This is a genomic window from Streptomyces sp. NPDC088732 (assembly GCF_044751205.1).
In the GTDB taxonomy this organism is placed as follows: Bacteria; Actinomycetota; Actinomycetes; order Streptomycetales; family Streptomycetaceae; genus Actinacidiphila.
Genome location: NZ_JBIVLI010000001.1, coordinates 544,025 through 570,090, shown reverse-complemented (window position 1 = coordinate 570,090; position 26,066 = coordinate 544,025). Strand labels below are relative to the sequence as shown.

Annotated in this window: 26 protein-coding genes; 14 read left to right on the top strand and 12 right to left on the bottom strand. The window is 73.3% G+C overall.

The window, feature by feature from the left end:
* Positions 1 to 142 precede the first annotated feature (142 nt).
* The 9 genes from ACIP9H_RS02450 to ACIP9H_RS02410 all read left to right on the top strand — a co-directional run bounded on the left by ACIP9H_RS02450 (position 143) and on the right by ACIP9H_RS02410 (position 8,017).
* On the top strand, positions 143 to 400 hold the full coding sequence (locus ACIP9H_RS02450) for a hypothetical protein (RefSeq protein WP_401593465.1): 258 nt from the start codon (positions 143 to 145) through the stop codon (positions 398 to 400).
* Positions 397 to 783, top strand: a complete 387-nt coding sequence (locus ACIP9H_RS02445; RefSeq protein WP_401593468.1) for a helix-turn-helix domain-containing protein — start codon at positions 397 to 399, stop codon at positions 781 to 783. Before ACIP9H_RS02450 ends, ACIP9H_RS02445 begins: the two co-directional genes overlap by 4 nt.
* A 101-nt stretch (positions 784 to 884) precedes the next feature.
* Positions 885 to 1,397, top strand: coding sequence for a 2-oxo-4-hydroxy-4-carboxy-5-ureidoimidazoline decarboxylase (uraD, locus tag ACIP9H_RS02440; protein WP_401593471.1), 513 nt, complete (start codon positions 885 to 887; stop codon positions 1,395 to 1,397).
* Complete coding sequence (uraH, locus tag ACIP9H_RS02435) at positions 1,394 to 1,741, top strand: hydroxyisourate hydrolase (protein WP_401593474.1); 348 nt, start codon at positions 1,394 to 1,396, stop codon at positions 1,739 to 1,741. The genes uraD and uraH overlap by 4 nt, the downstream gene beginning before the upstream one ends.
* 7 nt (positions 1,742 to 1,748) lie before the next feature.
* On the top strand, positions 1,749 to 2,636 hold the full coding sequence (pucL, locus tag ACIP9H_RS02430; protein ID WP_401593477.1) for a factor-independent urate hydroxylase: 888 nt from the start codon (positions 1,749 to 1,751) through the stop codon (positions 2,634 to 2,636).
* Between the two features lie 10 nt (positions 2,637 to 2,646).
* Complete coding sequence (locus ACIP9H_RS02425; RefSeq protein WP_401957023.1) at positions 2,647 to 4,032, top strand: 8-oxoguanine deaminase; 1,386 nt, start codon at positions 2,647 to 2,649, stop codon at positions 4,030 to 4,032.
* Between the two features lie 172 nt (positions 4,033 to 4,204).
* Complete coding sequence (locus tag ACIP9H_RS02420) at positions 4,205 to 5,644, top strand: hypothetical protein (protein ID WP_401957020.1); 1,440 nt, start codon at positions 4,205 to 4,207, stop codon at positions 5,642 to 5,644.
* Positions 5,641 to 6,804, top strand: a complete 1,164-nt coding sequence (locus ACIP9H_RS02415) for an ARPP-2 domain-containing protein (RefSeq protein ID WP_401957017.1) — start codon at positions 5,641 to 5,643, stop codon at positions 6,802 to 6,804. Before ACIP9H_RS02420 ends, ACIP9H_RS02415 begins: the two co-directional genes overlap by 4 nt.
* A gap of 88 nt (positions 6,805 to 6,892) precedes the next feature.
* Positions 6,893 to 8,017 carry a substrate-binding domain-containing protein gene (locus ACIP9H_RS02410; protein ID WP_401593704.1) on the top strand — a complete coding sequence of 375 codons (1,125 nt, stop codon included), beginning with the start codon at positions 6,893 to 6,895 and terminating at the stop codon, positions 8,015 to 8,017.
* On the opposite strand, the gene ACIP9H_RS02405 is transcribed toward ACIP9H_RS02410, so the two are convergent.
* Complete coding sequence (locus ACIP9H_RS02405) at positions 7,995 to 9,092, bottom strand: PP2C family protein-serine/threonine phosphatase (protein WP_401957015.1); 1,098 nt, start codon at positions 9,090 to 9,092, stop codon at positions 7,995 to 7,997. The two genes, ACIP9H_RS02410 and ACIP9H_RS02405, sit on opposite strands and share 23 nt — an antisense overlap.
* Positions 9,093 to 9,266: 174 nt before the next feature.
* Here ACIP9H_RS02405 and ACIP9H_RS02400 point away from each other — a divergent pair, with 174 nt between their 5' ends.
* On the top strand, positions 9,267 to 9,587 hold the full coding sequence (locus ACIP9H_RS02400; protein WP_401957013.1) for a nuclear transport factor 2 family protein: 321 nt from the start codon (positions 9,267 to 9,269) through the stop codon (positions 9,585 to 9,587).
* Positions 9,588 to 9,597: 10 nt separating this feature from the next.
* On the opposite strand, the gene ACIP9H_RS02395 is transcribed toward ACIP9H_RS02400, so the two are convergent.
* The 3 genes from ACIP9H_RS02395 to ACIP9H_RS02385 form a co-directional block, all read right to left on the bottom strand.
* A complete protein-coding gene (locus ACIP9H_RS02395; protein ID WP_401957011.1) occupies positions 9,598 to 10,203 on the bottom strand; it encodes a class I SAM-dependent methyltransferase in 606 nt (201 codons plus the stop codon).
* Between the two features lie 103 nt (positions 10,204 to 10,306).
* Positions 10,307 to 11,935, bottom strand: a complete 1,629-nt coding sequence (gene aceB, locus ACIP9H_RS02390; RefSeq protein ID WP_401593490.1) for a malate synthase A — start codon at positions 11,933 to 11,935, stop codon at positions 10,307 to 10,309.
* 197 nt (positions 11,936 to 12,132) lie between these two features.
* The gene (locus tag ACIP9H_RS02385; protein WP_401593493.1) at positions 12,133 to 12,786 is read right to left on the bottom strand and encodes an NTP transferase domain-containing protein; all 654 of its coding nucleotides are present in this window, start codon (positions 12,784 to 12,786) and stop codon (positions 12,133 to 12,135) included.
* A gap of 44 nt (positions 12,787 to 12,830) precedes the next feature.
* Between ACIP9H_RS02385 and ACIP9H_RS02380 the strand changes: the two genes are divergently transcribed.
* Both ACIP9H_RS02380 and ACIP9H_RS02375 read left to right on the top strand, forming a co-directional pair.
* The gene (locus ACIP9H_RS02380) at positions 12,831 to 13,487 is read left to right on the top strand and encodes a histidine phosphatase family protein (protein WP_401593495.1); all 657 of its coding nucleotides are present in this window, start codon (positions 12,831 to 12,833) and stop codon (positions 13,485 to 13,487) included.
* A 176-nt stretch (positions 13,488 to 13,663) separates the two neighbouring features.
* On the top strand, positions 13,664 to 13,975 hold the full coding sequence (locus ACIP9H_RS02375) for a DUF5955 family protein (protein WP_360909192.1): 312 nt from the start codon (positions 13,664 to 13,666) through the stop codon (positions 13,973 to 13,975).
* A gap of 7 nt (positions 13,976 to 13,982) precedes the next feature.
* Here the strand turns inward: ACIP9H_RS02375 and ACIP9H_RS02370 are convergent, their stop codons facing one another.
* Both ACIP9H_RS02370 and ACIP9H_RS02365 read right to left on the bottom strand, forming a co-directional pair.
* The gene (locus tag ACIP9H_RS02370) at positions 13,983 to 14,864 is read right to left on the bottom strand and encodes an LLM class F420-dependent oxidoreductase (RefSeq protein ID WP_401593498.1); all 882 of its coding nucleotides are present in this window, start codon (positions 14,862 to 14,864) and stop codon (positions 13,983 to 13,985) included.
* 74 nt (positions 14,865 to 14,938) lie between these two features.
* Positions 14,939 to 15,706, bottom strand: a complete 768-nt coding sequence (locus tag ACIP9H_RS02365; protein WP_401957008.1) for an IclR family transcriptional regulator — start codon at positions 15,704 to 15,706, stop codon at positions 14,939 to 14,941.
* A gap of 289 nt (positions 15,707 to 15,995) precedes the next feature.
* Between ACIP9H_RS02365 and allB the strand changes: the two genes are divergently transcribed.
* Both allB and alc read left to right on the top strand, forming a co-directional pair.
* Complete coding sequence (allB, locus tag ACIP9H_RS02360; RefSeq protein ID WP_401593504.1) at positions 15,996 to 17,357, top strand: allantoinase AllB; 1,362 nt, start codon at positions 15,996 to 15,998, stop codon at positions 17,355 to 17,357.
* On the top strand, positions 17,354 to 18,463 hold the full coding sequence (gene alc, locus ACIP9H_RS02355) for an allantoicase (RefSeq protein WP_401957005.1): 1,110 nt from the start codon (positions 17,354 to 17,356) through the stop codon (positions 18,461 to 18,463). Before allB ends, alc begins: the two co-directional genes overlap by 4 nt.
* Positions 18,464 to 18,562: 99 nt before the next feature.
* Here the strand turns inward: alc and ACIP9H_RS02350 are convergent, their stop codons facing one another.
* From ACIP9H_RS02350 to ACIP9H_RS02325, 6 genes are all read right to left on the bottom strand, one after another.
* Positions 18,563 to 19,150 (bottom strand): Imm21 family immunity protein, encoded by a 588-nt coding sequence (locus ACIP9H_RS02350; protein ID WP_401957002.1) that lies wholly within the window; start codon positions 19,148 to 19,150, stop codon positions 18,563 to 18,565.
* A 176-nt stretch (positions 19,151 to 19,326) separates the two neighbouring features.
* Positions 19,327 to 21,279, bottom strand: a complete 1,953-nt coding sequence (locus ACIP9H_RS02345; protein WP_401956999.1) for an RICIN domain-containing protein — start codon at positions 21,277 to 21,279, stop codon at positions 19,327 to 19,329.
* Between the two features lie 71 nt (positions 21,280 to 21,350).
* On the bottom strand, positions 21,351 to 22,709 hold the full coding sequence (locus ACIP9H_RS02340) for a GH1 family beta-glucosidase (RefSeq protein WP_401593513.1): 1,359 nt from the start codon (positions 22,707 to 22,709) through the stop codon (positions 21,351 to 21,353).
* A 32-nt stretch (positions 22,710 to 22,741) separates the two neighbouring features.
* On the bottom strand, positions 22,742 to 23,602 hold the full coding sequence (locus ACIP9H_RS02335) for a carbohydrate ABC transporter permease (protein WP_401593516.1): 861 nt from the start codon (positions 23,600 to 23,602) through the stop codon (positions 22,742 to 22,744).
* Positions 23,595 to 24,605 (bottom strand): carbohydrate ABC transporter permease, encoded by a 1,011-nt coding sequence (locus tag ACIP9H_RS02330; protein WP_401593519.1) that lies wholly within the window; start codon positions 24,603 to 24,605, stop codon positions 23,595 to 23,597. Before ACIP9H_RS02330 ends, ACIP9H_RS02335 begins: the two co-directional genes overlap by 8 nt.
* Before the next feature lie 14 nt (positions 24,606 to 24,619).
* Positions 24,620 to 25,936 (bottom strand): ABC transporter substrate-binding protein, encoded by a 1,317-nt coding sequence (locus tag ACIP9H_RS02325; RefSeq protein ID WP_401593522.1) that lies wholly within the window; start codon positions 25,934 to 25,936, stop codon positions 24,620 to 24,622.
* Positions 25,937 to 26,066: the final 130 nt, after the last annotated feature.

The window sequence follows — 26,066 nt, the reverse complement described above, 5'->3', positions numbered from 1 at the left end:
TCCGGTGTTCCGGCCGGTGCGTTGCCATCCCTTACTTCCGCAATACGGAATCTGTTTTCTACTTACCGGAAGACTGGATCACCTGGCCGGGGACTGTCAAGAGGGATGTCCCCGAAAGCCGCTGACCAGCTAGGTTGAAGACGTGCGCCTGAGACTGGAATTCACCACCGAGCCCTTCGACCTGGACGTGCTGCCGGAGCACGCCGCGGTGGCCCGGGACGTCATCGGCTCGGCCGCACTGGAGAAGGTCGACGTCGGGCCGTTCGGCAACACGGCCGAGGGCACCGCCGACCAGGTGGTGGACGCCGTCGGCGATCTGCTGCGGCGCACCCTGGACGCGGGGGCCACCCGGGTGTCGCTGCAGATCAGCGTCATCGGTCATGAGGCGGCGGATCGATGACCGCGCCCGGCGGGCACCCGCACCCGTTCAGTGCGGCCATCACCCCGCTCGTCGCCGCCATGGGCGCGCAGATGGTGCCGCCCGGTGAGGCCCGCGGCGACGACGTCGTGCTGAGCTGGGAGGGCGAGGCGGTCGTCGCCGTACGCCTGCCGCACCTGGCCGACTCCCTCGACCACCTCCTGGCGGACCTGGAGCGCCGGCACGGCAGGGCGCTGGCCGAACTCGGCCGCAAGGAGAAGCAGACGGTCGTGCGCATCCTGGAGGAACGCGGCGCGTTCTCCGTGCGGCACGGGGTGGAGACCGTCGCCTCGGCCCTCGGGGTGAGCCGCTTCACCGTCTACAACTACCTGAACCGGGAGAACGCGGCGAGGGAGCGCGAGTAGCCGCTGTCCGTCGCACTTCCGGCCGTGTCGCGGCCGCCACGGGGCGGACTCTTTTCAACAAAGTGTTGACGCCGGTCGGGGCGCGCTCCTAGCGTGCTGCTGTGACCTCCCGTCCCTCCCCGGGCCTGGCCCGGTTCAACTCCGCCGACGCGGTGGAGGCGGCCGCCCTGCTGCGCGAGGTGTGCGCGAGCCGCTCCTGGGGCGCGGAAGTGGCCGCCGGCCGCCCCTACGGCAGCGCCGAGGCGCTGCTCGCCGCGAGCGACACGGCGACGGCCCGCCTGGGTACGGACGCACTGGCCGAGGCGATGGCCGGGCACCCGCCGATCGGCTGCCCGAAGCCCGGCGACCGGGTCTCTGCCCGCGAGCAGAGCGGCGTGCGGGACTCCCTGCGCGCGCGGCTGCTGGAGCTGAACCTCGCCTACCAGGAGCGGCACGGCCATGTCTTCCTCATCTGCGCCACCGGCCGGACCGGCGACGAGATGCTGGCCGCCCTCTCCGAGCGGATCGGGAACGACGCCGCCACCGAGCGCGGGATCGTCCGTGCCGAGCTGGGAAAGATCAACCGCATCCGGCTCGCCCGGCTCGTCGCGCCCTTCGAGGAGGCCCCCTCATGACGTCCGTGTCCACCCACGTCCTGGACACCAGCGCAGGCCGTCCCGCCGCGGACATCGCCGTCCACCTGGCGGTCCGCCCCGCCGGCGACGCCCCCTGGGTGCCGCACGGCGCCTCGGCGACGGACGCCGACGGCCGCTGCAAGGACCTGCCCGACCTGCCCGGCGGCACGGCCCAGGTCCGCCTGGAGTTCGCCACCGGGCCGTACCTCGCCCGCACCGCGGCCGGGGGCGGCGGGGCGTTCTTCCCGGAGGTGGCGGTCGTCCTCGCCGTGGAGCCGGGCGAGCACTACCACGTACCGCTGCTGCTCAACCCGTTCGGCTACTCCGTATACCGAGGGAGCTAGCACCGACATGTCGCCCACCCGCCTCGGCCAGAACCAGTACGGCAAAGCGGAGACCCGCGTCGTCCGGGTCTCCCGCGAGGGCCGCACGCACCACGTAAAGGACCTCAACGTCTCCGTCGCGCTGTCCGGCGCGATGGACGAGGTCCACTACTCCGGCAGCAACGCCAGCGTCCTGCCCACCGACACCGCCAAGAACACGGTGTTCGCGTTCGCCCAGCAGTACGGGATCGAGTCCGCCGAGCAGTTCGGCATCCTGCTCGCCCGGCACTTCGTCACCAGTCAGGACGCGATCGGGCGGGCCAGGATCCGCATCGAGGAGTACGCCTGGGAACGCCTCACCGAGGAGCACTCGTTCGTCCGCAAGGGCCAGGAGACCCGCACCGCCGAGATCGCCTTCGACGGCACGCGGTGGCAGGTCCTCGCGGGCCTGAAGGACCTCGTCGTCATGAACTCCACCGACTCCGAGTTCCGGGGCTTCGCCAAGGACCGCTGGACGACGCTGCGCGAGACCCGGGACCGCGTCCTCGCCACCGAGGTCGCCGCCCGCTGGCGGTTCCACTGGACCCGCGAGGAGGACCCCGCCCCAGACTGGGAGGAGTCGTACGCCGAGACCCGAAGGCACCTCCTGGAGGCCTTCGCCGGCACCTACTCGCTCTCCCTCCAGCAGACCCTGTACACGATGGGCGACCGGGTCGTCGAGCACCGCCCCGAGATCGACGAGGTGCGGCTGTCGCTCCCCAACAAGCACCACTTCCTGGCCGACCTCGAACCGTTCGGTCTGAAGAACGACACCCCCGACAGCGCGGTGTACTTCGCCGCCGACCGCCCCTACGGCCTCATCGAGGGCACGGTCCTGCGCGAAGGGGCAGAGCCCCGTATCCCGGTGACGGACTGAGAGGCCCGCCATGACCGCCGCAGCACAGCGCACCGTCATCGAGAACTGCGCCGTCGCCACCGTCGACGCGCACGACACCGAGTACGCCGACGGCCATCTCGTCGTCGCCGGCAACCGCATCGAGTCCGTCGGCCCGGGCCCCGCCCCCGCCGGACTGGAGGGCGTCGTCCGCAGGGTCGACGGCACCGGCCATCTGCTCACCCCGGGCCTGGTCAACACCCACCACCACTTCTACCAGTGGCTCACCCGGGGCCTGGCCACCGACCACAACCTCTTCGACTGGCTCGTCGCCCTCTACCCCACCTGGGCGCGGATCGACGAGCGGATGACCCACGCGGCCGCCCAGGGCTCCCTCGCGACGATGGCGCGCGGCGGCGTCACCACCGCCATGGACCACCACTACGTCTTCCCGCGCGGCACCGGCGACCTGTCCGGCTCCATCATCCGGGCCGCCGCCGCCATGGGCGTGCGCTTCACCCTCGCCCGCGGCTCCATGGACCGGGGCGCGTCCGACGGCGGCCTGCCGCCGGACTTCGCCGTCGAGACCCTGGACGGCGCGCTCGCCGCGACCGAGGCGACGATCGACGAGCACCACGACCCCTCCTTCGACGCCATGACGCGGATCGCCGTCGCACCCTGCTCCCCGTTCTCGGTCTCCACCGAACTGCTGCGCCAGGGTGCGGAACTGGCCCGGCGCAAGGGCGTTCGCCTGCACACCCACGGCAGCGAGACCGTGGAGGAGGAGCAGTTCTGCAAGGAACTGTTCGGCATGGGGCCGACGGACTACTTCGAGTCCACCGGCTGGCTCGGCGAGGACGTCTGGATGGCGCACTGCGTCCACATGAACGACGCCGACATCGCCGCCTTCGCCCGCACGCGGACCGGCGTCGCCCACTGCCCCTCCTCCAACGCCCGCCTCGCCGCGGGCATCGCCCGCGTCCCCGACATGCTCGCGGCCGGCGTCCCCGTGGGGCTGGGCGTGGACGGCACCGCCTCCAACGAATCGGGCGAACTGCACACCGAGTTGCGCAACGCCCTGCTCGTCAACCGCCTCGGGCCCCACCGCGAGGCCGCGCTGACCACCCGTCAGGCCCTGCGGCTGGGCACCCACGGCGGGGCCCAGGTCCTCGGCCGGGCCGAGGAGATCGGCTCGCTGGAACCGGGCAAGCTCGCCGACCTCGTCCTGTGGCGGATGGACACCCTCGCCCACGCCTCGATCGCCGACCCGGTCGCCGCCCTGGTCCTCGGGGCCGCGGCCCCCGTCACCCTCTCGCTGGTGAACGGCCGCCCGGTGGTGGAGGACGGCCGGCTGGTCACCGCCGACGAGGACGCCATCGCCCGCACCACCCGCGCCGAGGCCCGGCGACTCGCCCGCATCGCGGGCCTGACCGGCTGACACTCAGGGGCCCGGCGGGAATCGGGTGGAGCCGTTCGTACGGGCTCTGTTACGGTCCCGGTGCCGGCCGCGGGACTTCGGTGCGACTTCCGGAACCTGCCTCTGAAGCAATGATTCGCTGCTCGTGCCCCCATTCCCCGGCCGGCGTCCACGACCGGGGGGAGCACACGACATGGGCGAGCGGGGGGCGGCCGTCGCGGCCGAGGACGTGCTGCTGTTCGTCAACGCGGCGATCACGGCCACCGGTCAGCGCGAGTTCCGGGACAGCGCCGGACAGCAGCGGCTGTCCCTGGACTTCCTCCACGCGTACATGCTGGGGAACTACCGCGACCTGTACGCCGGGGTGCTCGCCCTGGACATCAACGACCACAACGCGGTTCTGATCATCCGCCGGCTGCTGGAGACCGCGAGCGAGGCCGACGCCGCACAGCGCCGCCGCGAGGGCCGGCTGATCGCCGCACGGCTGGCGCTGCTGCCGCCGCAGCGGGCGTACGGGCTCTTCGGGGCGCTGCGCCGGGCCGGGGTGAACAACCGGCGCACCCGCGCCATCGTCCGCGACTGGCTGGCCGCGCGCCCGGACCTCGCGTTCGACGCCGTCAAGTACCGCGGCGGCCTGCGGGAGACCCTGCGGCACACCCATCTCGTCCCCGCCGGCGACGAACTGGGCACGTTCGTCTTCCGGCCGCTGACCCGGGCCCGCTATGCCACGCCCCTGCTGGAGGCGTGGCGCCGTGCCCACTACGAGCAGGGGGCCCTGTACGACCTGCCCTACACCGTCGCCGAGGGCTTCGCCGCCAAGCACCGCATCCCCCGGGACGTCTTCCTGGAGCGCATCGCCCCGCGCATGACGCGCCTGGAGACCCTGCGCCTGCGGGAGTCCGCCCGGGAGCGCGGTGCCGCGCCCGTGCCGGGCGAACTGGACCGTATGCCGCTGACCCGGCTGGCCTCGTACGTCCTGGCACTGCCCCTCGACGAACGCCGGCGCCGTCGCGACGAGCTGACCGGCGCCCTGGAGGCGTCCGCGGTACGGCTGGCCGGACGGCACCGGGGAAGCTGGGGCCGGGTGACCGCCGTCCTGGACGACAGCTTCTCCGCCTCCGGCTCGGGCACCAAGCGCCGCCGTCCGCTGGCCGTCGCCCTGGCCTGCCACTATCTGCTCGCGGCCCTGGCCGGGCGCTACACCGGGCTGTGGACCTCCGGTCAGCAGGACGCGCTCCTGGTACATCCCTACGGTCCGACCCCGCTGGGACGGCGCGTGCTCGACGCCCTGGAGACCGCCCCCTCCCGGCTGGTGATCGTCTCCGACGGCTGGGACAACGCGCCCCCGGGCCTGGCCGCCGAAGTGCTGCGGGTGTGGCGCACCCGGCTCGATCCCGCCGGGCGCACCGCCGTCGTCCACCTCAACCCCGTTTACGACGCGGACGCGTTCGACGTGCGCCGGCTGTCGGCGACCGTCGCCACCGCCGGTATCCGCGACGCCGAGGACCTGCCCGCGCTCGTGGAGATCGCCCAGTTCGCCGAGGGCCGCACGGACCTGGCCGAACTCACCGCCTACCTGGACGCCCGCGCCGACCGCATGACGGCCGCCGACCCCCGGGAGCGTGCCCGGTGACCGCGATGGACCTGACCGGCCTGGAGACCCGTCCCTCCCAGGTATGGGGCGCGGTGCGGCTGGTGCCGCTGGTGCGTCCCGCGCCCGTGGAGGACCTGCGGCTGCATCCGCGGATCCTGGGCGACGGCCCCTCGGTGGTGAGCGTGGGCCCGCGCGCGGCCTACTTCTCGTACATCCCGCACGCCTTCGTCGCCGACTGGACCGACGACGGCACTCCGGCGGCCGCCTACGGCACGCACCTGGCCGCCGCGGCCGACGCGGCGGCGCCCGCCACCACCGCCCTGCGCTTCCACCGCAGGATGGCCCGCCGCGAGGAGAAGCACCGGCTGCGCTTCCTCCCGCTGCACATGGCCCTGGAGGGCTATCTGGCGCTGCACTTCGGCGGCCCCTCGTTCGCCTGGGAGGAGTGGTCGCACCGGGCGCTGCGCAGCGGCCTGTCGCCGCGCGCCGAGCAGGCGTACACCGGGGCCGAAATCCCCGGACTGGCCGACGCGCTGCGCGTCTTCGAGATCCACCCCGGGCAGTGCGGGGTGCTGTTCTACGTCGCCGACGCCCTGGCGGCCGTGTTCGTCGTGCCGCACCCGGACGACTACCGCGTGCTCCACCCCACCCTCGTGCAGGACCTGTACGGCGAACTCGTCCACCACTACGCGCTGCTGATGCCGCCGGTGCAGGAGTTCCGGGCCCACGTGGCCGACGAGGGCATCGACTCCCTCGCCGGGCTGCGGGCGGCGGCCGGGGAACAGGAGCGCGCCTGGGCCGCCTTCCACGACACGACGATGGCGGCACGGGCGGCGGAGCTGGACGGGACCTGGCGCAGGGTGCACCGGATGGGGCCCTTCACCCTCGCCCGCTTCCTGCCGGAGTTCCGGCCCCGGCAGGAGAACCACATCGGCGAGGCCATCACGGACGCCGCCGGCCGGACCGTCTACCTCAAGACGTTCCGGCTCTCGGAGAGCCAGGTCCGCCGCGGCCACCTCCTCGACCGCCTCGCCGCCCACGACTGGCATCTGGCGGACACCGCCGCCGGCCTCGGGATCGACGAGGCGGCCCTCGGCCTGCGGCTGGAGTCGGCCGGCTTCGGCTTCCTGCTCCGGCAGGACGTGCTCGACGGGTACCGCAAGCGGGCCGCGCCCCGCGGGCAGCGGAGCCGGCGGTAGGCGTCACCGGCCCCCGGCGCCCCGCCCGGCGTACAGTGACAAGGGAGTGCGGATCACCGCCCCGACGGTCCTGAGCAGGGAGAAGACCGTGCGGCTCCATGTCGGCCAGCGCCACGAACGGGTCATCTCACTGGTCCGCGAACGGGGCAGCCTGCGGGTCGCGGACCTCGCCGAGGAACTGGGCGTCTCCCCCGTCACCCTGCGCCGGGACGTCGAGACGCTCGCGACCCAGGGGAGACTGCGCCGTGTGCACGGCTCGGTCGTCTGGCCGTGCGCGGAGACCGGCGGCCGCGGTACCCCGGTCGACACCCCTGCTCCCGCTCCCCTTCCCGCCAAGGCCCGCGACGCCGAGGGCCTGGTGGCCGGGATGCTGGTCCCCACGCTCGACCACCCCTTCGACCGGATCGTCCAGGGTGCCCGGGACGCCCTGGAGGCGCGCGGCGGGCGGCTGGTGCTCGGACTCTCCGGCCACGCCGAGGGCGACGCCCAGCAGGCGGGACGACTGGTCGCCGCCGGCGCGGACGGAGTGCTGCTCGTCCCCGGCCCCGACGGCGACGGCCGGATCGCCGGGAGCGGGGTGCCCGTGGTCCTCGTGGAGCGGCAGGCACCGCCGGGCAGCCCCGCGGCCGACCTGGACCACGTCCGCTGCGACGACGCGCACGGCGCGGCGACGGCCGTGCGCCACCTGGCCTCGCTCGGCCACCGCTCGGTCGCGCTGGTGCTGCGGGACGCCGCCCGCGCGCGACAGCTGGCCGCCGGCCACGCCGCCGCCGTCGAGGCACTGGAGCTGACCCCGGCGCCCGGCTCGCCCTACAGCGCGCCCGCGCCGCTGCCGGAGGCCGAGCGGACCGCGCTGACGGCCGACCACCTGCGTGCGCTGGCCGAGGAGCACGGCGTGCGCGCGGTGCTCCTGCACGACGACCAGTTCGCGGTCGTGCTCGTTCCCCGGCTGCGGGCACTCGGTGTGCTCGTGCCCGAGGACCTGGCGATCGTCGTCCACGGCGACCGGGTGGCGGGCCTGGCCGACCCTCCGCTGACGGCCGTCGCACCGCCGGAGCGCGCCGTCGGCGAGGCCGCGGCGGCGCTGCTGCTGCAGCGGATCGCCGAGCGCGGCAGCGGCGACTCCCGGCCGCGCGGGCACCTCGACCTGCTGCCCTCCTTGCGGGTACGCGCCTCGTGCGGGGCGCTGCTCAGAGCCGCGGGTCGTGCGTGACGGCCAGCAGCGCCATGTCGTCGTTGCGGGGGCCGCCGGTGTGCAGATGGACGTCGTCCAGCAGCGTCTGGAGCAGTTCGACGGGGCCGTCGTAGCGCACCCCGGCCAGCCGTGCGACCGGGTCGTAGAAGGTGCCGTCGGCATTGCGTGCCTCGGTGACGCCGTCGGTGTGCATCAGCAGGGAGGCGCCGGGCGGGAAGGGCAGGGTGTCCACCGCGGCCACCCCGGTCTCCAGGCCCATGCCGAGGGGCAGGGCGTGCTGCGAGGGCTCGGCGTAGTGGACCCGGCCCTCGCGGAGCACCAGCGGCGGCGGATGACCCCGGTTGACCAGGCGCAGCTCCCCGTCCGGGGCGATCTCCGCCAGGACCGCCGTGGTGAAGCCCTCCAGCCGGTCCAGGCCCTCGCGCCGCTCGGACTCCCGCCACAGGGCGCGGTCCATGCGCGCGGCCAGCCCGGCGAGCGTCGGCTCCTCGTCGGCCGCCATGCGGAAGGCGCCCAGGACCACCGTGGCCGCCTCGACCGCGTCCATCCCCTTTCCGCGGACGTCGCCGATGACGCAGCGCAGCCCGAACGGCGTCTCCTGCACCGCGTACAGGTCGCCGCCGATGTCCGCGTCCTGCTCGGCGGCCTCGTAGCGGGCGGCGATCCGGAACGGCCCGGCGCGCTCCGGCGGCTCGGGCAGCACCGCCCGCTGCACCGCGGCCGCGATGCCCCGCGCGGAGCGCAGCCGCTCCTCGCGGACGTGCAGCACCCGGTTGATGAAGACAGCGACCGCCGCCACCGCCGTGATCGACAGCAGTTCGCTGACCCCGCCCGCCCCGTTGATGTAGCCGAAGTGGTTGAGGATGCCCGCGTCCGCCGCGATGGCCCCGAGACCGATCAGGCACGTGCCGCCCAGCGACATCAGCGGCGCGGCGATCATCGGGGCGACGGAGTAGAAGGCGGTCCCGCTGAACTCGGCGGGGGTCAGGTAGTCCACGAGGAAGCCACCGACGAGCAGCACGACGGGCAGCAGCCGGATGTAGCGGGCCACGTCCCTGCGGTCGTCGGTGCCGCCCTCGTCGACACTTCCCACGCGCGCGCTCCTGCCGTCCGTCCCGGCCCGCCGGGCTGTCGTCCCAGACTCCCCGGGTCCGTGCCACCCGGCCAGCGGTGGCCGCCCCTCGGGTGAACGGCCGTCCGCCGGGTGGCGCAGGCCGCACCCGACGGCCAGGCTGGTGGCCAGTACACCGGCACAGGGAGTCCGACGATGATCCGCACCGACGCTCTCAACGAGCCCGCCGTCCGCGCCTTCGTCACGGCGGTCAACGCAGGTGACCGCGAGGCCTTCCGCCGGGCGCTCACCGAGAACGCGACCATGTCGGACGACGGCTCCGACCGCGTCCTCGACGAATGGGCCGACCGGGAGATCTTCGACTCCCACGGCCACATGGACGTCCAGTCGCAGGACGCCGCGGGCCGCACCCTGATCGCCGACTACGGCAACGACACCTGGGGCGAGATGCGCACCAAGTGGCACTTCACCGTCGACGACGGGAAGATCAGCCGCTTCGACACCGGCCAGGCCTGAGGGGCCCGCCTCAGCGCGTCGCGTCCTCGTGGAAGACCAGGAGGTAGCGCCAGAACAGCAGCCGGCGCACCCGGCTGCCCGGCAGGAGGCGCTCCGCCTCGGCGCGGATCTCCGCCAGGGACATCGTGGGCGGCCGGACCGGCGCGCGAACGGCGGGGCGCGGGCGGCCGCGCAGCCGCTCCCAGACGGCGACGCAGAGCCGGGCGACGGCGTTGACCGGGACGGCGAGCAGGCTCACCGCCCGGTCGGCGGCGCTGCGTTCGCGGTAGCAGCCGAGGACGAGGAGCACTCCGTCGGGGGCGAGCGCGGCCCGCAGGGCGGTGACCGTGGGGAACGGCACGTGGTGCAGGCTCGCCAGGCAGGTGATCACGTCGTAGCGGCCCTCGGGCAGGCGCACGGCCGTCACGTCGGCGACCCGGAAGTCCACCCCGGGCGCCGCGCCGGCCGCCGCGACGGCCTCCTCGGAGACGTCGAGCGCCTCCACCCGCAGCCCCCGTTCCGCCAGTTCGCGTGCGAAGCGGCCGGTGCCGCAGCCCACGTCCAGCGCGGTGAGCGCGCCGGGCGGCACGTGGTTCAGCAGCAGCCGGTGGTAGTGGTCGTTGTGGTCGAAGGGCATGCCCGGACCCTTCCCCTGCCGCCGGTCGGGCGAACGGCGGATCGGCCGGCCGCGGGCGGACGGGCCCCGGCCCGTGCGGCCGGGACCCGGGGCCCGCGGCCGGTCAGTCGAGCAACTCGTAGGCGGGCAGGGTGAGGAAGTCGACGTAGGTCTCGTCGAGCGCGGTCCTCAGCAGCAGGTCGTGGGCCTGTTGCCAGCGGCCCGCCGCGAACGCCTCGTCGCCCGTCTCGGCACGGATGGCGGCCAGTTCCCGCCCCGCCACGGCGCGCACCAGGTCGGCGGTGGCCTTCTCGCCGTTGTCGGCGAAGACGACGCCCGCGTCGACCCACTGCCAGATCTGCGAGCGGGAGATCTCGGCGGTGGCGGCGTCCTCCATGAGGTTGAAGATGGCGACCGCGCCCATGCCCCGCAGCCACGCCTCGATGTAGCGGGTGCCGACCTGGACCGCGTTGCGCAGCCCCTCGTACGTGGGCTTCGCCCCGATCGAGTCGACGGCCAGCAGGTCGGCGGCGGTGACGTGGACGTCCTCCCGCAGCCGGTCCTTCTGGTGCGGCCGGTCGCCGAGGACCGCGTCGAAACAGGCGCGGGCGATCGGCACCAGGTCGGGGTGGGCGACCCAGGAGCCGTCGAAGCCGTCGCCGGCCTCGCGGTCCTTGTCGGCCTTGACCTTCTCGAAGGCGACCGCGTTGACCTCGGCGTCGCGCCGGGAGGGGATGAAGGCGGCCATGCCGCCGATGGCGTGGGCGCCGCGCTTGTGGCAGGTGCGGACCAGCAGTTCGGTGTAGGCGCGCATGAAGGGGGCGGTCATCGTCACGGCGTTGCGGTCGGGCAGCACGAAGCGCTCGCCCGCGTCGCGGAAGTTCTTGACGATGGAGAACAGGTAGTCCCAGCGGCCCGCGTTGAGGCCGGAGGCGTGGTCGCGCAGTTCGTAGAGGATCTCCTCCATCTCGAAGGCCGCGGTGATCGTCTCGATGAGGACGGTGGCGCGGATCGTGCCCTGCGCGATGCCCAGGTGGTCCTGCGCGAAGACGAACACGTCGTTCCACAGCCGGGCTTCGAGGTGCGACTCGGTCTTGGGGAGGTAGAAGTACGGGCCCTTGCCCTTGGCGAGCAGCCGGTGCGCGTTGTGGAAGAAGTACAGCCCGAAGTCGACCAGGGCGCCGGGGACGGGCTCGCCGTCGACGGTGAGGTGGCGCTCGTCGAGGTGCCAGCCGCGGGGGCGGGTGACGACGGTGGCGAGTTCGGCCTCGTCCTTCAGCGCGTACGCCTTGCCCTCGGGGGAGGTGAAGTCGATGCGCCGCTCGTAGGCGTCGATCAGGCTGATCTGCCCGCCGACGACGTTCTCCCAGGTGGGGGCGGAGGCGTCCTCGAAGTCCGCGAGCCAGATCCTGGCGCCGGAGTTGAGGGCGTTGACGGTCATCTTGCGGTCGGTGGGGCCGGTGATCTCCACCCGGCGGTCGGTGAGCGCGACCGGGGCGTCCGCGACCCGCCAGTCGCCCTCGCGGATGTGCGCGGTGTCCGGGAGGAAGTCCAGGGTGCCGGTCCGGGCGATCTCCGCCCGGCGCTCCCCCCGGCGGGCGAGGAGTTCGGCGCGGCGCGGCGCGAAGCGGCGGTGGAGTTCGCCGAGGAAGGCGAGCGCCGCGTCGGTCAGCACCTCCTCCGCGCGCTCGACGGGAGGCGCGGTGCCGGCGACGACGGCATGCGGGGAAGGCCCTGCTCCTGCTGCGGACATGAAGCTGATCTCCTCTGGCTGCGGCTGCTCCCGCCGCGCGGGGACGCGGCACGGCGGAGGTGCGGGCGGCCCGGATACCGGGCGGCTGCCGGGGCGCGGCGTGGCACGCGGTGCCGGGCCCGCCGGGAGTGGCCGCGGGGCGCCCTGGCCGACGGGCGCTTCTGCTGCGTGGAGCATAGTTTTTGCATTGCGGAACTTCAACGTTTTGTGGCACCGGGCGCGGGGGGCCGCGGCCCCCCGCCGAGGCGCCACAGGTCGTCCGGGGTGTCGATGTCGCCGGGGAGCGCGACGTCCGCGCACTCCACGAGGACGATCTCCGCCTCGTGCCGCCCCAGGTACGAGCGTGCCCCCTGGTCGCCCGCCGCACTCGCCGCGATCGCGGGCCAGTGGCCGGCGCCCAGCAGGATCGGATGCCCACGCCTGCCGCCGTACGCGGCCGCGGCCAGCGTCGCCGGCGAGGCGTACGCCGCCGCCACCCGCGCCACGGCCCGCGCGCCCACGCCTGGCTGGTCCACGAGCGTGACCACCGCGGCCCGCGCCCCCGTGCCCGCCAGCGACGTCAGACCGGCCCGCAGCGAGGAGCCCATGCCCTGCTCCCAGTCCGGGTTCCCGACCACCGTGCAGCCGTCGAGCACCGCCCGCGCCCGCACCTCGGCGGCCGCCGCGCCCAGCACGATGTGCACCGGGGCGCAGCCGCCCTCGCGCAGCGCCCTCGCGGCGTGCTCCACGAGCGGGCGGCCGCCGTACTCCAGCAGCGCCTTCGGCCGCCCGCCGAGCCGGCGGCCGCCCCCGGCGGCCAGCAGCAGCCCGGCGACGGCGGTGCCCGTTCCGCTCGAACCGTCCCGTTCCACACTCCCTGGATACCGTGGATGGCGGGCGAGGAAAAGGACCTCCCATGACGAACTGGCTCATTGCTGTGCGGCACGGCGAGAGCACCGCGAACGCGGCGTTCGCGCGCGGCGTCTCCCCGGAGGGCGTCCGGGACGCCGATGTCGGCCTCACCGATCGCGGCCGCGACCAGGCGGCGCGCCTCGCCGGGGAGCTGCTGGCGCTCGGCGACGGCACTCCCGGCACGGTGCTCTGCTCCCCGTACCGGCGCGCCCGGCAGACCCTCGACGTCCTCGACGCCGTCCACAGGGCCGCCGGTCACCCGCTGCCCCCGGCGTCCTACGAGCCCCGGCTGCGCGACCGCGGTACGGGCGCGCTGGAACTGCTCACGCCGCAGGCGGTCCGGGAGCGCTTCCCGCAGGAGGCCGCCCGGCGTGCGCGGGAGGGCGAGCAGGCCTACCGGCCGCCGGGCGGGGGCGAGTCGATGGACGACGTCGCCCTGCGCGTGCGGTCCGTGCTGGACGGGCTCCCCGCGGGCGGGGACGGCGCGCCGGTGCTGCTGGTCGCCCACGACGCCGTCGTGCTGATGATCCGTCATCTGCTGGGGCCGCCCCTGCCGGAGGAGGGAGCGTACGTCGCCAACGGCTCGTTCGCGCGCTGGGGGCACGGCGCCGGCGGGTGGCGGCTCGCCGACTGGAACCGAACGCCGCCCGCTGTTCGTTGAATGTCGGCAAGTCGTCTCGCGCGAGGAGAACTTGGGGCTGATTTCGCTGTCCGTATAGCGAGGGGAGCGCTCCGTCGCGTTTACTGTCCTCCCCGATGCGGCCCGGGTGGGGCCGGACCCGCACGGGTGCGTACAACGGGGGTCGAACAATGGGGGACACAGCAGTGGTCAAGGACATGGCGGCCCGTGCGGCCCTGGACGGGGACGGCGCCGAGGACCCGAGGGCGGCCGCGCTGCGTGCGGCGGTCTCCCACTGCCGTCGCGCGCTCGCCGCGTACCGCTCGAACTTACCGGACCGCCACATCGCGGAGGACGAGCTCGCCGCGCTGGCGTCCGCGGCCGCCGCCGGTGTTCCCGACGTCCCGCGGCTGCGCCGCGGGCTCCTGGTCGTCACCAGCGCCCTCGGCTCCGTCAGCGCCCTGTCCGCCGCCCTGACCGAGGTGCGGCGCGCGATCGAACTCTTCGGCGCCCCGCCTTCCGCCGACTGAGCCCGGCTCAGCCGAGTTCGGCCAGCCGCCGCGCGGCGGCGCCGCACCGGCTCTCGATCCACCCGGCGGACGCGGCCTCCGGCGGCATCACGATCACGCTCTCGACGCCGAGGGCGGCGTAGCCGGTCATCTCCTTGGTGAAGGTGTCCAGGTCCCCGTCGCGCAACGCGCTTCCCGCGTACAGCATCGTCTTGCGGACGGAGTCGTAGTCCCGGTCCGCCTCGTCGCAGTGCCGGCGCAGCACGTCCAGCTTGTGCGCGACATCGGCGTGCGAGGAGCTGAACAGATTGCACGCGTCCGCGTAACGGGCCACCAGCCGCAGCGTCTTGCGCTCCCCGCCACCGCCGACCATGACCTCGGGGTGCGGGGCGCTGACGGGCGCCGGGGTGCAGCGGGTCTCCGCGAGCCGGTAGTGCTTGCCCTCGAACGGGCCGTCGTCCTCCTGGTCCCACATCTGGAGGCACACGCGCAGCGTCTCCTCCAAGCGCTCGAAGCGCTCCGCGAGGGGCGGGAAGGGCACGCCCAGCCCCAGGTGCTCGCGCTCGTACCACGCGGCGCCCAGCCCCAGGGTGGCCCGGCCGCCGGACAGCACGTCGAGCGTCGTGGCGATCTTGGCCAGCAGCCCCGGGTGCCGGTACGTCGTCCCCGTGACCAGTACCCCGAGCCGCACGGAGGAGGTGCGGGCGGCGAGATAGCCCAGGGTCGTGTAGCACTCCAGCATGGCCGCCTCGGCGCCGCCGTTGTGCTCCATCTGGAAGTAGTGGTCCATCACCGACAGCCAGCCCACCCCGGCCGCCTCCGCGGCGGCCCCGGCCTCCGCCAGCGCCGGGCCCAGCGCGGCGGGTCCTTCCGGATGGTCGAACTTCGTGAGATGCACGCCCAGTTGCACGGTCACTCCCGCCTCGGGTCGTTGTCGCGGACCCGGACGACGCTAGTTGTTGGAGCGCACTCCAGGTCAAGCCCTCACGTGGGGTCCGCGGCACCGGCGAGGGCCGCGGACAGGGAGCGGGCCGCGGCCTGGAGGACGGGGACGATCTTCTCGGTGGCGGCGTCGGTGACGCGGCCCGCCGGTCCGGAGACCGAGATGGCGGCGGCGGTGGGGGAGCCGGGGACGGTGACGGCGAGGCAGCGGACGCCCATCTCCTGCTCGTTGTCGTCCACGGCGTAGCCCTGCGCGCGGATGTGCGCGAGTTCGGCGAGGAAGGCGTCCGGGTCGGTGATGGTCCGCTCCGTGGCGGCCGGCATGCCGGTGCGGGCCAGCAGCGCGCGCACCTCCTCGGGCGGGACCTGGGCCAGCAGCGCCTTGCCGACGCCCGTGGAGTGGGGCAGGACCCGGCGTCCGACCTCGGTGAACATCCGCATGGAGTGGCGCGAGGGGACCTGGGCGACGTAGACGACCTCGTCGCCGTCGAGCAGGGCCATGTTGGCGGTCTCGCCGGTCGCGTTCACCAGTTCGGCGAGACAGGGGCGGGCCCAGGTGCCCAGCAGGCGGGAGGCGGTCTCGCCGAGGCGGATCAGCCGGGGGCCCAGCGCGTAGCGCCGGTTGGGCTGCTGGCGGACGTAGCCGCAGTCGACGAGGGTCCGCATGAGGCGGTGGATCGTGGGCAGCGGCAGCCCGCTGCCGGTGGCCAGTTCGCTGAGGCCGACCTCGCCCCCCGCGTCGGCCATCCGCTCGAGCAGGTCGAAGGCGCGTTCAAGTGACTGGACGCCCCCGGCGCGGTCTGACGCCACGGTTCCTCCCCAGGCGGACGATGTGGTGGTGCAGCCTACCGGCGGTCGCGAGGCGGCGATCGTCGTCGGCCGCGTCCTTGTGCGGAGCGACGCAACGGCCGCTGCGGAAGCCGGATTCCGTTGTGCGGAATCCGTCAACCCTACTCCGGAAGCCCCCGGCCCGCGCGCCGTCCTCCCGTCCCGGGCGGCCGGCCGGGTCTTGACGGGTCGTACGGCTGGGCGGAGGATCTGATTCAACAGAACGTTGAATTTCCGTGCGACGCCGGTGGAACCAGGGGAAGGGGAACGGGTGTCCGAGGCCATTGCCGCGACCTCCCTGGTGCTGCGCTCGACGCGGGTAGTCACCCCCGAGGCCGAACGCCCCGCCGACGTGGCCGTGGCCGGCGGCAGGATCGCCGCCGTCCTGCCGTACGGGAGCGCGCCACCACCGGGCGCCCGCCTGGTCGACCTGGGGCACGACGCGCTGCTCCCCGGCCTGGTCGACACCCACGTGCACATCAACGACCCCGGCCGCAGCGAGTGGGAGGGCTTCGCGACCGCCACCCGCGCGGCCGCCGCGGGCGGCGTCACCACGCTGATCGACATGCCGCTCAACAGCGTGCCGCCGACCACCACCACCGCGCACCTGGACCTCAAGCGCGACACCGCGCGCGGCAGGGTGCACACCGACGTCGGCTTCTGGGGCGGCGCCGTCCCCGGCAACGCCAAGGACCTGCGCCCGCTCCACGAGGCCGGCGTCTTCGGGTTCAAGTGCTTCCTGCTGCCCTCCGGAGTCGAGGAGTTCCCGCACCTGGCGCCCGCGGAACTGGCGGAGGCGATGGCCGAGATCGCCCGCTTCGACGGGCTGCTGATCGTGCACGCCGAGGACCCCGCGCTCATCGACGGCGCCCCGCGGCCCACGGGCCGCGCGTACGCCGGCTTCCTCGCCTCCCGTCCGCGCGCCGCCGAGAACACCGCGATCGAGGGCCTGATCGCGCTCGCCCGCCGCCACGACTGCCGGGTGCACGTGCTCCACCTGTCCTCGGCGGAGGCACTGCCCATGATCGCCGCCGCCCGCGACGAGGGCGTACGCCTGACGGCCGAGAGCTGCCCGCACTACCTGACGCTCACCGCCGAGGAGGTGCCCGACGGCGCCACCCAGTTCAAGTGCTGCCCGCCCATCCGCGAGGCCGCCAACCGCGACGCCCTCTGGCAGGGCCTGCTCGACGGTGTCGTCGACTGCGTCGTCTCCGACCACTCGCCGTCCACGGCCGACCTCAAGCACCTCGGCACCGGCGACTTCGGCGCGGCCTGGGGCGGCATCTCCTCCCTCCAGATCGGTCTGCCCGCGATGTGGACCGAGGCCCGCAGGCGTGGCGCCTCGCTCGGCGACGTGGTGCGCTGGATGGCACAGGGCCCCGCACGCCTCGCGGGCCTGAGCACGAAGGGCGCGATCGCGCCCGGCTACGACGCCGACTTCGCCGTCCTGGCGCCCGACGAGAGCTTCACCGTGGACCCCGCCGCACTCCACCACCGCAACCCGGTCACCGCCTACGCGGGCCGCACCCTCCAGGGGGTCGTCCGCGGCACCTGGCTGCGCGGCGAACCCGTCGCGGGCGACGGCGCCCCGGCCGGGCCCTCCGGCCGCCTCATCGCGCGGGAGGACGCGTGAGCGCCGTGCCCCGGTACACCGGCGCCGCCCAGCCCTACCCCGGAGGGGACCCCTGGGCGGACTACCGCGGCGCCGACCTGCCGTTCACGGGGCTGCCCGACCTCGCCGACCGGCGCCTGGGAGCCGCCGTCATCGCCGCCAACGACGAGTTCTTCGCCGAGCGCGAGAACCTGCTCGTCCCCGGGCGCCCCGAGTTCCGGCCCGAGCACTTCGGCCACAAGGGGCAGGTCATGGACGGCTGGGAGACCCGCCGCCGGCGCGGCACCGGCGCCGACAGCCCGCACCCCGGCGACACCGACCACGACTGGGCGCTGATCCGCCTCGCCGCGCCCGGCGTCGTCCGCGGCCTGGTCGTGGACACGGCCCACTTCCGGGGCAACCACCCCCGGCAGGTCTCCGTCGAGGCCACCTCGGCTCCGCTGTCCGCCGCGCCGGACGACCTGCTCGCGGGCGGCGTGGAGTGGACCGGACTGGTGCCGCGCACGGATGTCGGCGGCCACGCCGCCAACGGGTTCGAGGTGGCCGTGGAGCGCCGCTTCACCCACCTGCGGCTCCGGCAGTTCCCCGACGGGGGCATCGCGCGGCTGCGCGTCCACGGCGAGATCGTCCCCGACCCCGCGTGGCTCGCGGCGCTCGGTACCTTCGACCTGGTCGCCCTGGAGAACGGCGGCGCCCCCGAGGACGTCTCCGACCGCTTCTACTCCTCGCCGGTCAACCCGATCCTTCCGGGGAAGTCCCGCCGCATGGGCGACGGCTGGGAGACCCGGCGCCGCCGCGACCAGGGCCACGACTGGGTCCGCTACCGGCTCGCGGAACGGGGCGTCGTCCGCGCCGTCGAGATCGACACCGGCTACTACAAGGGCAACGCCGCCGGCTGGGCCGCACTGCTGGGCCGCGACGGCGGCAGCGGCGAGTGGTTCACGATCCTGCCCCGCACCGCCCTGCAGCCCGACACCGTCCACCGGTTCCTGGTCGTCGCGCCCGCCGCGACCCATGTGCGGATCGAGACCTACCCCGACGGCGGCGTCGCGCGGCTGCGGCTGTGGGGCTGCCTGACGGACGCCGGCGCGGCGCGGCTCGCCCGGCGCTGGGAGGCACTGGCCTGACGCGGCGTCGGGGTCGGCGTGAGGCGGCCCATCCCGGGACCCACCGCAGATACGCCGAGGCCGCCCCGACCTGACGGTCGGTCGTGTCGGCGTGCCACGTCAGGGGTTGGCGGGCACCAGCCGCACCAGGCCCAGCGAGGTGCGGTCGCCGGCCTCCACCTCGACGGTGCGGACTGCCCAACGTCCGGGAGGCAGCGGGACGCAGGCATGTTGGGGCAGGCCGCCGCCGGGGTGTTCGACGCCCTGCGGACTGCCCGCTTCGGCCGAGTCCATGAGCACCGCGGACCCGTCGGTGTCCCATGTCCCGCACTGCTCCCACGTGATGGCCGGATCCGCGAGTACGGCCTCGGCCGCCTCGGTCAATTCGGCCTCGGAGTCGGCACCGAGCCAACGCAGGAAGGTCCGGTGTGCCGGGAGGTAACGCGTGGTGGCGGGCTGGTCGCCCAGGACCAACGCCACGGCGCCGTCCCGGCCGACGGGTATCACCCCCGCCAGGTCGTCCACGGCGCAGGCCCGGTTGTAGTCGTCAGGGACGTCTCCGTCGCCCACGACCGTCCCCGCTTTCGTGCAGCCGCCCCAGGCGGGCAGCGCGGAGACGGGCACGACGATCAGCGGACCGCCCGTCGACTCGACCCACTCGGGCCGGCGGCGGGTCCCGGCGGCGGCGTCGGGCGGGAACACGTTCATGGCGCAAGTGTGCCGCCCGCCACTGACAGCGCCGCTGTGAGCCCGGGCGACGTGCCCGCCGCACACGGAGCGGCCGGTCCTGGCCCCGGGGTGGCGTACCGCTCGGCCGCCCGCTCAGGGCGTGGTGCCGCGCGGCGCCGGCGTCTCCCTCGAACGTCGGCGCCGCGCGGGTCTGGTCAGCCCACCGGGGTGAGCCGGAAGGACTGGGCGGCGGTGCCGTTGCAGGTGTACTGCTGGATCCGGGCCCCGTCGGTGACGGAGGCGGCGGCGACGTCCAGGCACTTGGCGCTGTGTCGGGCGGTGAACACGTAGGAGCCGTCGGGCTGGAGCACCGGCTTCCACTGCTGGTTCGTGCCCGAGGACCACTGCCAGGTCTGCACCGGCACGGAGTCGCCCGTCGCCGACGCGCCTCCCGTGACGTCCCAGACCTGCTCCGTGGCGGTCGCGTTGCGGTTCGCCACCCGGTAGTAGCCGCTGTCGGTCGCGCGGAACTGCCACTGCTGGTTGGTCTGCCCGGCGACGCAGCTCCACTGCTGCACGACCGTGCCGTTGGCGGTGCCGCGGTCCTTGGCGTCCACGCACTTGCTCGAGCCGACGCCGGTCACCTGGTACCAGGCGGAGGTGCTGATCCCGTCGCCGCCGCCACCGTCGCCGGTCGGCGCGCCGGTCCAGGTGAAGGTCGTCGTGGCGCGGGCCGGCAGGCTGTACGAGAAGTGCTGCCCGTTCTCGCGGACGGTGACCTGCTGGGTGGACGACGAGGAGTTGTGGGTGACCAGTACCCGCTGCCCGTCGCTGTTGACGAACGCGGTGTTCCACACCGGGTCCGTGGCGTTGCTGCCGATCCGCACGGCGCCCGCGCGGACGAACTTCGTCAGCTGTCCCATCGTGTAGTACTCGACGGTGTCGTCGACCTGGCCGCTGCGCGCGTCCCCGTTGTGCACCGTGATCAGCCCGCTGCAGCTGTCGCAGCCGCCCGCGTGCGGGCCCCTGGCCTGGTCCAGCGCCAGTGACCACTTCACGTACGAGCGCGCGTAGTTGCGGGTGAAGCCGGTGATGTCGCGCAGGTCCTCGAGCTGCTGGTCGCCGACCCAGGTGCCGCCGGAGTGCTCGGTCTCGTACTGCGGGACGCCCGGGTACTGGCTCTGGATCGTGCTGCCCAGCGCGTAGTTCGGCGGGGTCGGCGTGTAGCCGTGCCAGGCCACGCCTCCGAACAGCGGGTCGCCGCGCAGCGCGGCGTCGGCGAGCTGGCCGGCGCCGGTGGTGTTCCAGTCGCCGTGGTTCCAGTCGTGGATCAGCGTCTTGGTGGTGATCCCGGCGGAGCGGAAGGCGGGGAAGAGGTGGTTCCTGGTGAAGTCCAGAAGCGTGGCCGCCGTCCACTCCATCGTGGGGTAGCTGCTGTTCGCGCCGCAGCACTGCGGTTCGTTCTGCACGGACACGTAGTCGATGTGGACGCCGCGCTGCTCGTACGCCTGGAGGTACTTCACGAAGTACTGCGCGTACATGTCGTAGAACTCCGGCTTCAGCTTGCCCATCTGGGTGAGCTTGCCGTTGTCCTTCATCCACGCCGGCGCCGACCACGGCACCGCCATGATCTTCAGGTCCGGATTGAGTTGGCGCGCCCGCTGGGTGAGCGGCAGGACGTCGGCGAGGTCCTTGGCTATGGAGAAGTCGGCCAGGTCGCAGCAGGTGTCGTCGTACGTGTAGTGGCTGCGGGCGATGTCGGAGGCGCCCATGGGGTTGCGCAGGAAGCCCAGGCCGATGCCGTCGGTGGGGGAGAAGAGCTTGCGCATGGTGTCGTCACGGGTGGCCGCCGACAGGGCGCCGGAGGAGTTCATCAGCCATGCGGCGCTGTCGGTGAAGGAGGCCCCGCCGCCCTCGAAGGGCTGGTAACGGGCGGCGGGGTCGACCGTGATGACCGTCCCGCCGCTGCCGCTGCCCGCTTCGAAGGCGGTCGGGGCCTGGGCCTGGAGGCCCTTGACGACCGTGCTGCCGTCCGAGGTCGTGGTCATGGTGACCTGCACGGCGGTGGCGGCCGCCGCGCTCGGACCGGTAGCGGTCAATACCGCGAAGGCCGCGGCGACCGCCGCCAGGACGGCGATCACTCGTCTGATGTGGGGGTGTTGTCGCATCGCGTGCTCCTTGTGGGGAAGGACATGGGGTGCGTGCGAGGGAGATCGGCGGGCGCGGGCGCGCCCCGGGGTCAGGCCGCGCTGCGGGCGCGGCGGCGGTGGGCGGCGATGATGTCGGCGTAGCGGCTGCCGCTGCCCTTGACGGTGCGCTTCTGGGTCTCGTAGTCGACGTGGACGAGCCCGAAGCGCTTGGCGTAGCCGTACGCCCACTCGAAGTTGTCCAGCAGCGACCAGGCGAAGTAGCCGGCCAGCGGGGCGCCGGCGCGCACCGCGCGGCCGCAGGCCGCCAGGTGCTCCTCCAGGTAGGCGGTGCGCTCGGGGTCGTGGACCTGGCCGTCGGGGCCGACGTGGTCCTCGTACGCCGAGCCGTTCTCGGTGACGTAGATCTTCCGCGCGCCGTACTCCTCGGTCAGCCGCATGAGCAGCTTCTCCAGGCCGTCGGCGTGCACCTCCCAGTCCATCGCGGTGCGGCGGACGTCCGGGATGCGCAGGGCGCTGGTGTGCGGGACCGGCCCGGTGGGGTCGTCGGCGACGATCTCACGGAAGTAGTAGTTGAGGCCCAGCCAGTCCAGCGGCGCGGCGATGGTCTCCATGTCGCCGTCGTGCACGGGCAGTTCGACCCCGTAGAGCTTCAGCATGTCCTCCGGGTAGCCGCGGCCGTGGATCGGGTCGAGCCACCAGCGGTTGGTGTGGCCGTCGGCGCGCAGCGCGGCGGCGATGTCCTCGGGCCGGTCGGAGGCGGGCTCGGAGGGGCTGAGGTTGTTGACGATGCCGATCTGCGCCTGCGGGACGGCGGCGCGCAGTGCCTGAACCGCGAGGCCGTGGCCCAGGTGCAGGTGGTACGAGGCGCGCACGGCGGCGGTCAGGTCGGTGAGGCCGGGGGCCATCACGCCCTGCAGGTGCCCGATCCACGCCGAGCACAGCGGCTCGTTGAGGGTCGCCCAGTGGGTGACGCGGTCGCCGAGGCGCTCGGCCACGACCGAGGCGTACTCGGCGAAGCGCAGCGCGGTCTCGCGCTCCGGCCAGCCGCCGCGGTCCTGCTGCGCCTGCGGGAGGTCCCAGTGGTAGAGCGTCGGGAAGGGCGTGATGCCCGCTTCCAGCAGCCCGTCGACGAGCCGGTCGTAGAAGGCCAGGCCCGCCGGGTTGACCTCGCCGCCGCCCTGCGGCATCACCCGCGGCCAGGCGATGGAGAAGCGGTACGCGTCGAGGCCCAGGCGCCGCATCAGGCCGATGTCCTCGGGCCAGCGGTGGTAGTGGTCGCAGGCGGTGTCGCCGGTGTCGCCGCCGGCGACCTTGCCGGGGGTGCGGGAGAAGGTGTCCCAGATGGAGGGCGCACGGCCGTCCTCGGCCACGGCGCCTTCGATCTGGTACGAGGCCGTCGCGGCGCCCCACACGAAGCCGGCGGGGAGCGCACTGAGGTCGGAGGTCACGGACTGCCTTTCGGAGGGGGGAACGGGGGCGCTCACTTGACGGCGCCGGCCGTCAGGCCTGCGACGAGGTAGCGCTGCAGCAGCAGGAACCCGGCGACCACGGGCACGCTCACCACGAGCGAGGCGGCCATGACCTGGTTCCAGTACACGTCGGTCTGCGTGGCGTAGCCCTGGAGACCGACGGCGAGGGTGCGGGTGGTGTCGTTGGTCATGACCGAGGCGAAGAGGACCTCGCCCCACGCGGTCATGAAGGCGTAGACGCTCACCGCGACGATGCCGGGCACGGCGGCCGGGACGACGACCCGGAACAGCGCGCCGAGCGGGCCGTTGCCGTCGACGAGGGCGGCCTCGTCGAGGTCCCGGGGGATCGAGTCGAAGTAGCCCGCCAGCATCCAGATGGAGAAGGGGAGCGAGAAGGTGAGGTAGGTCAGGATCAGGCCGCCGCGGCTGCCGTACAGCGCGATGCCGGTGGCGTTCCCGAGGTTGACGAAGATCAGGAACAGCGGCAGCAGGAAGAGGATGCCGGGGAACATCTGGGTGGACAGGATCGTCACCGTGAAGAAGCGCCGGCCCGCGAAGCGGTAGCGGCTGACCGCGTACGCCGCGAAGATCGCCACCGTGACCGAGGCGACGGTCGCGCCGGCCGAGACGATCAGCGAGTTCAGGAAGTAGCGGGCCAGCGGCACGGTGTGCCAGATGTCCGCGTACGGCCGCAGCGTGAAGCCGCTCGGGAACCAGCGGAACGGCCCCTGCACGTCCTGGAGGGGCTTCAGCGACGAGACCACCATCACGAAGACGGGGGCCAGCGCGAAGGCCGCCAGCAGGGTCAGCACGATCCGCCGCGTCCACACGAAGGAGCGGGGCGAGGCCATGGGGCTGCGGACGTCAGTCATCCTGCCTCCTCAGGGAGGTGACGAGCAGGTAGAGCGCCGTCACGACGAGCAGGAAGAGCAGCAGGAGCACGGACATCGCCGAGCCGGAGCCGAAGTTCCAGGTCACGAAGGACGACTGGTAGATGTGGATCGAGATCAGGTCCGCCGCGTCCGGCGCGGCCCGCCCGAACAGCACGTAGGGCGTGTTGAAGTCGTTGAACGTCCACAGGAACAGCACGAGCACCAGCACCAGGTTCACCGGCCGCAGCGAGGGCAGCGTGATCCGGCGGATCTGCTGCCAGATCCCGGCGCCGTCCATCGCCGCCGCCTCGTACAGCTCGCGCGGGATGTTCTGCAGCCCGGCCATCAGGCACAGGAAGGCGAACGGCCACTGGCGCCACACGGAGACGGTGACCAGCGCCCAGAAGCTGTTGTCGCCGATCAGCCAGAAGGGCTTGCCGGAGGTCAGGTGCAACTGGTCGTGCAGGACGTGGTTGATCATGCCGGTGTCGCGCTGAAACATGAACGACCAGGTGATCACCGCCGCGTAGACCGGCAGCGCGTACGGGACGAGGAAGACCCCGCGCAGCAGCCCCCGGCCCCGGAACGTGTCCTGCATGAGGATCGCGGCGGCGGTGCCGAACAGCCAGGACAGCGCCACCGCCAGCAGGGTGAACTCGCACGTCACGACAAACGAGTTGAGCAGGTCCTTGCCGACGGGCGCGCTGAAGTCCACCGCCACGCGGTAGTTGCCCAGGCCCTTCCAGGGCGCGGCCGACCAGTCGCTGATGAAGAACTGCGTGAGCTCCTTGAAGCTCATCACCACGCCGACCACCATCGGGATCAGGTGGATCAGCAGTTCCAGCGCGAGCGCGGGCAGCAGCAGCACGTACGGCAGGGAGCCGCGACGCACCCGCGCGGAGAGCCCGAACAGGCGACGGCGGGGCCTTCCCCCGGCGGCCCGCCGGCCGCCGGAGGAAGGAGACTTCGAGGTGTGCCGTACGGGCGGCACGGTGGTGGTCATGGGGTGCTCCGTGCTCACGAGGCCGGCATCTGCTGCTGGGCCTTCTCGAGGGCGGCCTTGACGGTGTCGGTGGTGACCGGGTGGCCGGCGGCGGCCTCGGCGAAGAGGTCCTTCATCGCGGTGCCGACGGTGGTCTCGAACTGGCTCTCGTTGGCGACCTGCGGGAGCGGCGCGGCGCTGTTGGCGAGCGCGTCGGCGAGCACCTTCAGGTCCGGGGAGGAGAAGGCCGGGTCGGACTGGGCCGCCTTGACCGGCGGGAGCGAGCCGTAGGTCCCGTTGAGGATCTTCTGCTCGTCGTCGCTGGTCATGAACTTCACGAACTTCAGCGCGCCGTCGACGTTCTTGGACTTCTTGAACACGGCGAGGTTGATGCCGGCGACCATCGAGTTGACGGCGGTGTCACCGGTGGCGCCCTTGGTCTGGAACGGCACCTGGGCGACGCCGTAGTCCTCGGGCTTCATGCCGTGGGACTTCAGCGAGGAGCCGGCGGCCTGCCACAGCAGCATGCCGGCCTTGCCGGTGGCGAAGTCGGCCACCGACTGGTTGGCCGCGTACTCGGCGTTGCCGGGGGCGGCGATCTTGTCCGCGGCGATGAAGTCGATGTACTGCTTGACCGCCGCGACCGCCTCGGGGGTGGTGAAGGTCGGCTTGCCGGAGGCGTCGAAGAAGTCGGCGCCGTGCTGCTTGCCGAAGACGAAGGCGTGGTGGACGTTCTCCGAGAGGTTGCCGCCCTCGACCGCGAGGCCGTACTTGCCGCCCTTGGTCAGCTTCTTGCCGTCCGCGACGAGCTCGTCCCAGGTGGCCGGCGGCGCGGCGATGCCCGCGTCGGCGAACATCTTCTTGTTGTAGTAGAGCCCGTACGCCAGCGAGTACAGCGGGACCGCGGCCGGGTCCTTGCCCTCGGCGCCGGTCGCGCCGAGCGCGGCGTCGACGAAGCGGTCCTTGCCGCCGATGGCGTCGAACGCCTTGGCGTCGAACGGCATCAGCGCGTTGGTGGCCTGGAGCGAGGCCGACCAGGTGTTGCCTATGTTGAGCACGTCCGGGCCCTGACCGGAGGTGGCGGCGGCGAGGATCCGGTTGAGGAGGTCGGACCAGGGGACCACCTCCAGCTTGACCTTGATGCCGGTCTGCTTCTCGAACTTCGCGAGCTCGGGCTCCAGGACTTCCTTGTCGTTCTCCAGGCTGCTGCCCTGGTTGCTGGCCCAGTAGGTGAGCGTCTTGGAGCCGCCGCCGCCGCTGCCGTCGGTCGAGGAGCCGCCGCCGCAGGCGGTGGCGGATGCGATGAGCGCGGCCGCGACCGCGGCGGCGGCTGTCGTACGGATGATGTGCATGACCGGGGACCCTCTCAGGGGGTGATGGCTTCGGGAGATGAAGAGCGTCACGCCTTAATTCAAGGCGTGATTTAACGTCTGAGAAAACCTGGCGTCAAGACTTGGCGCAGCGATAGATTCAGCCGGGGAG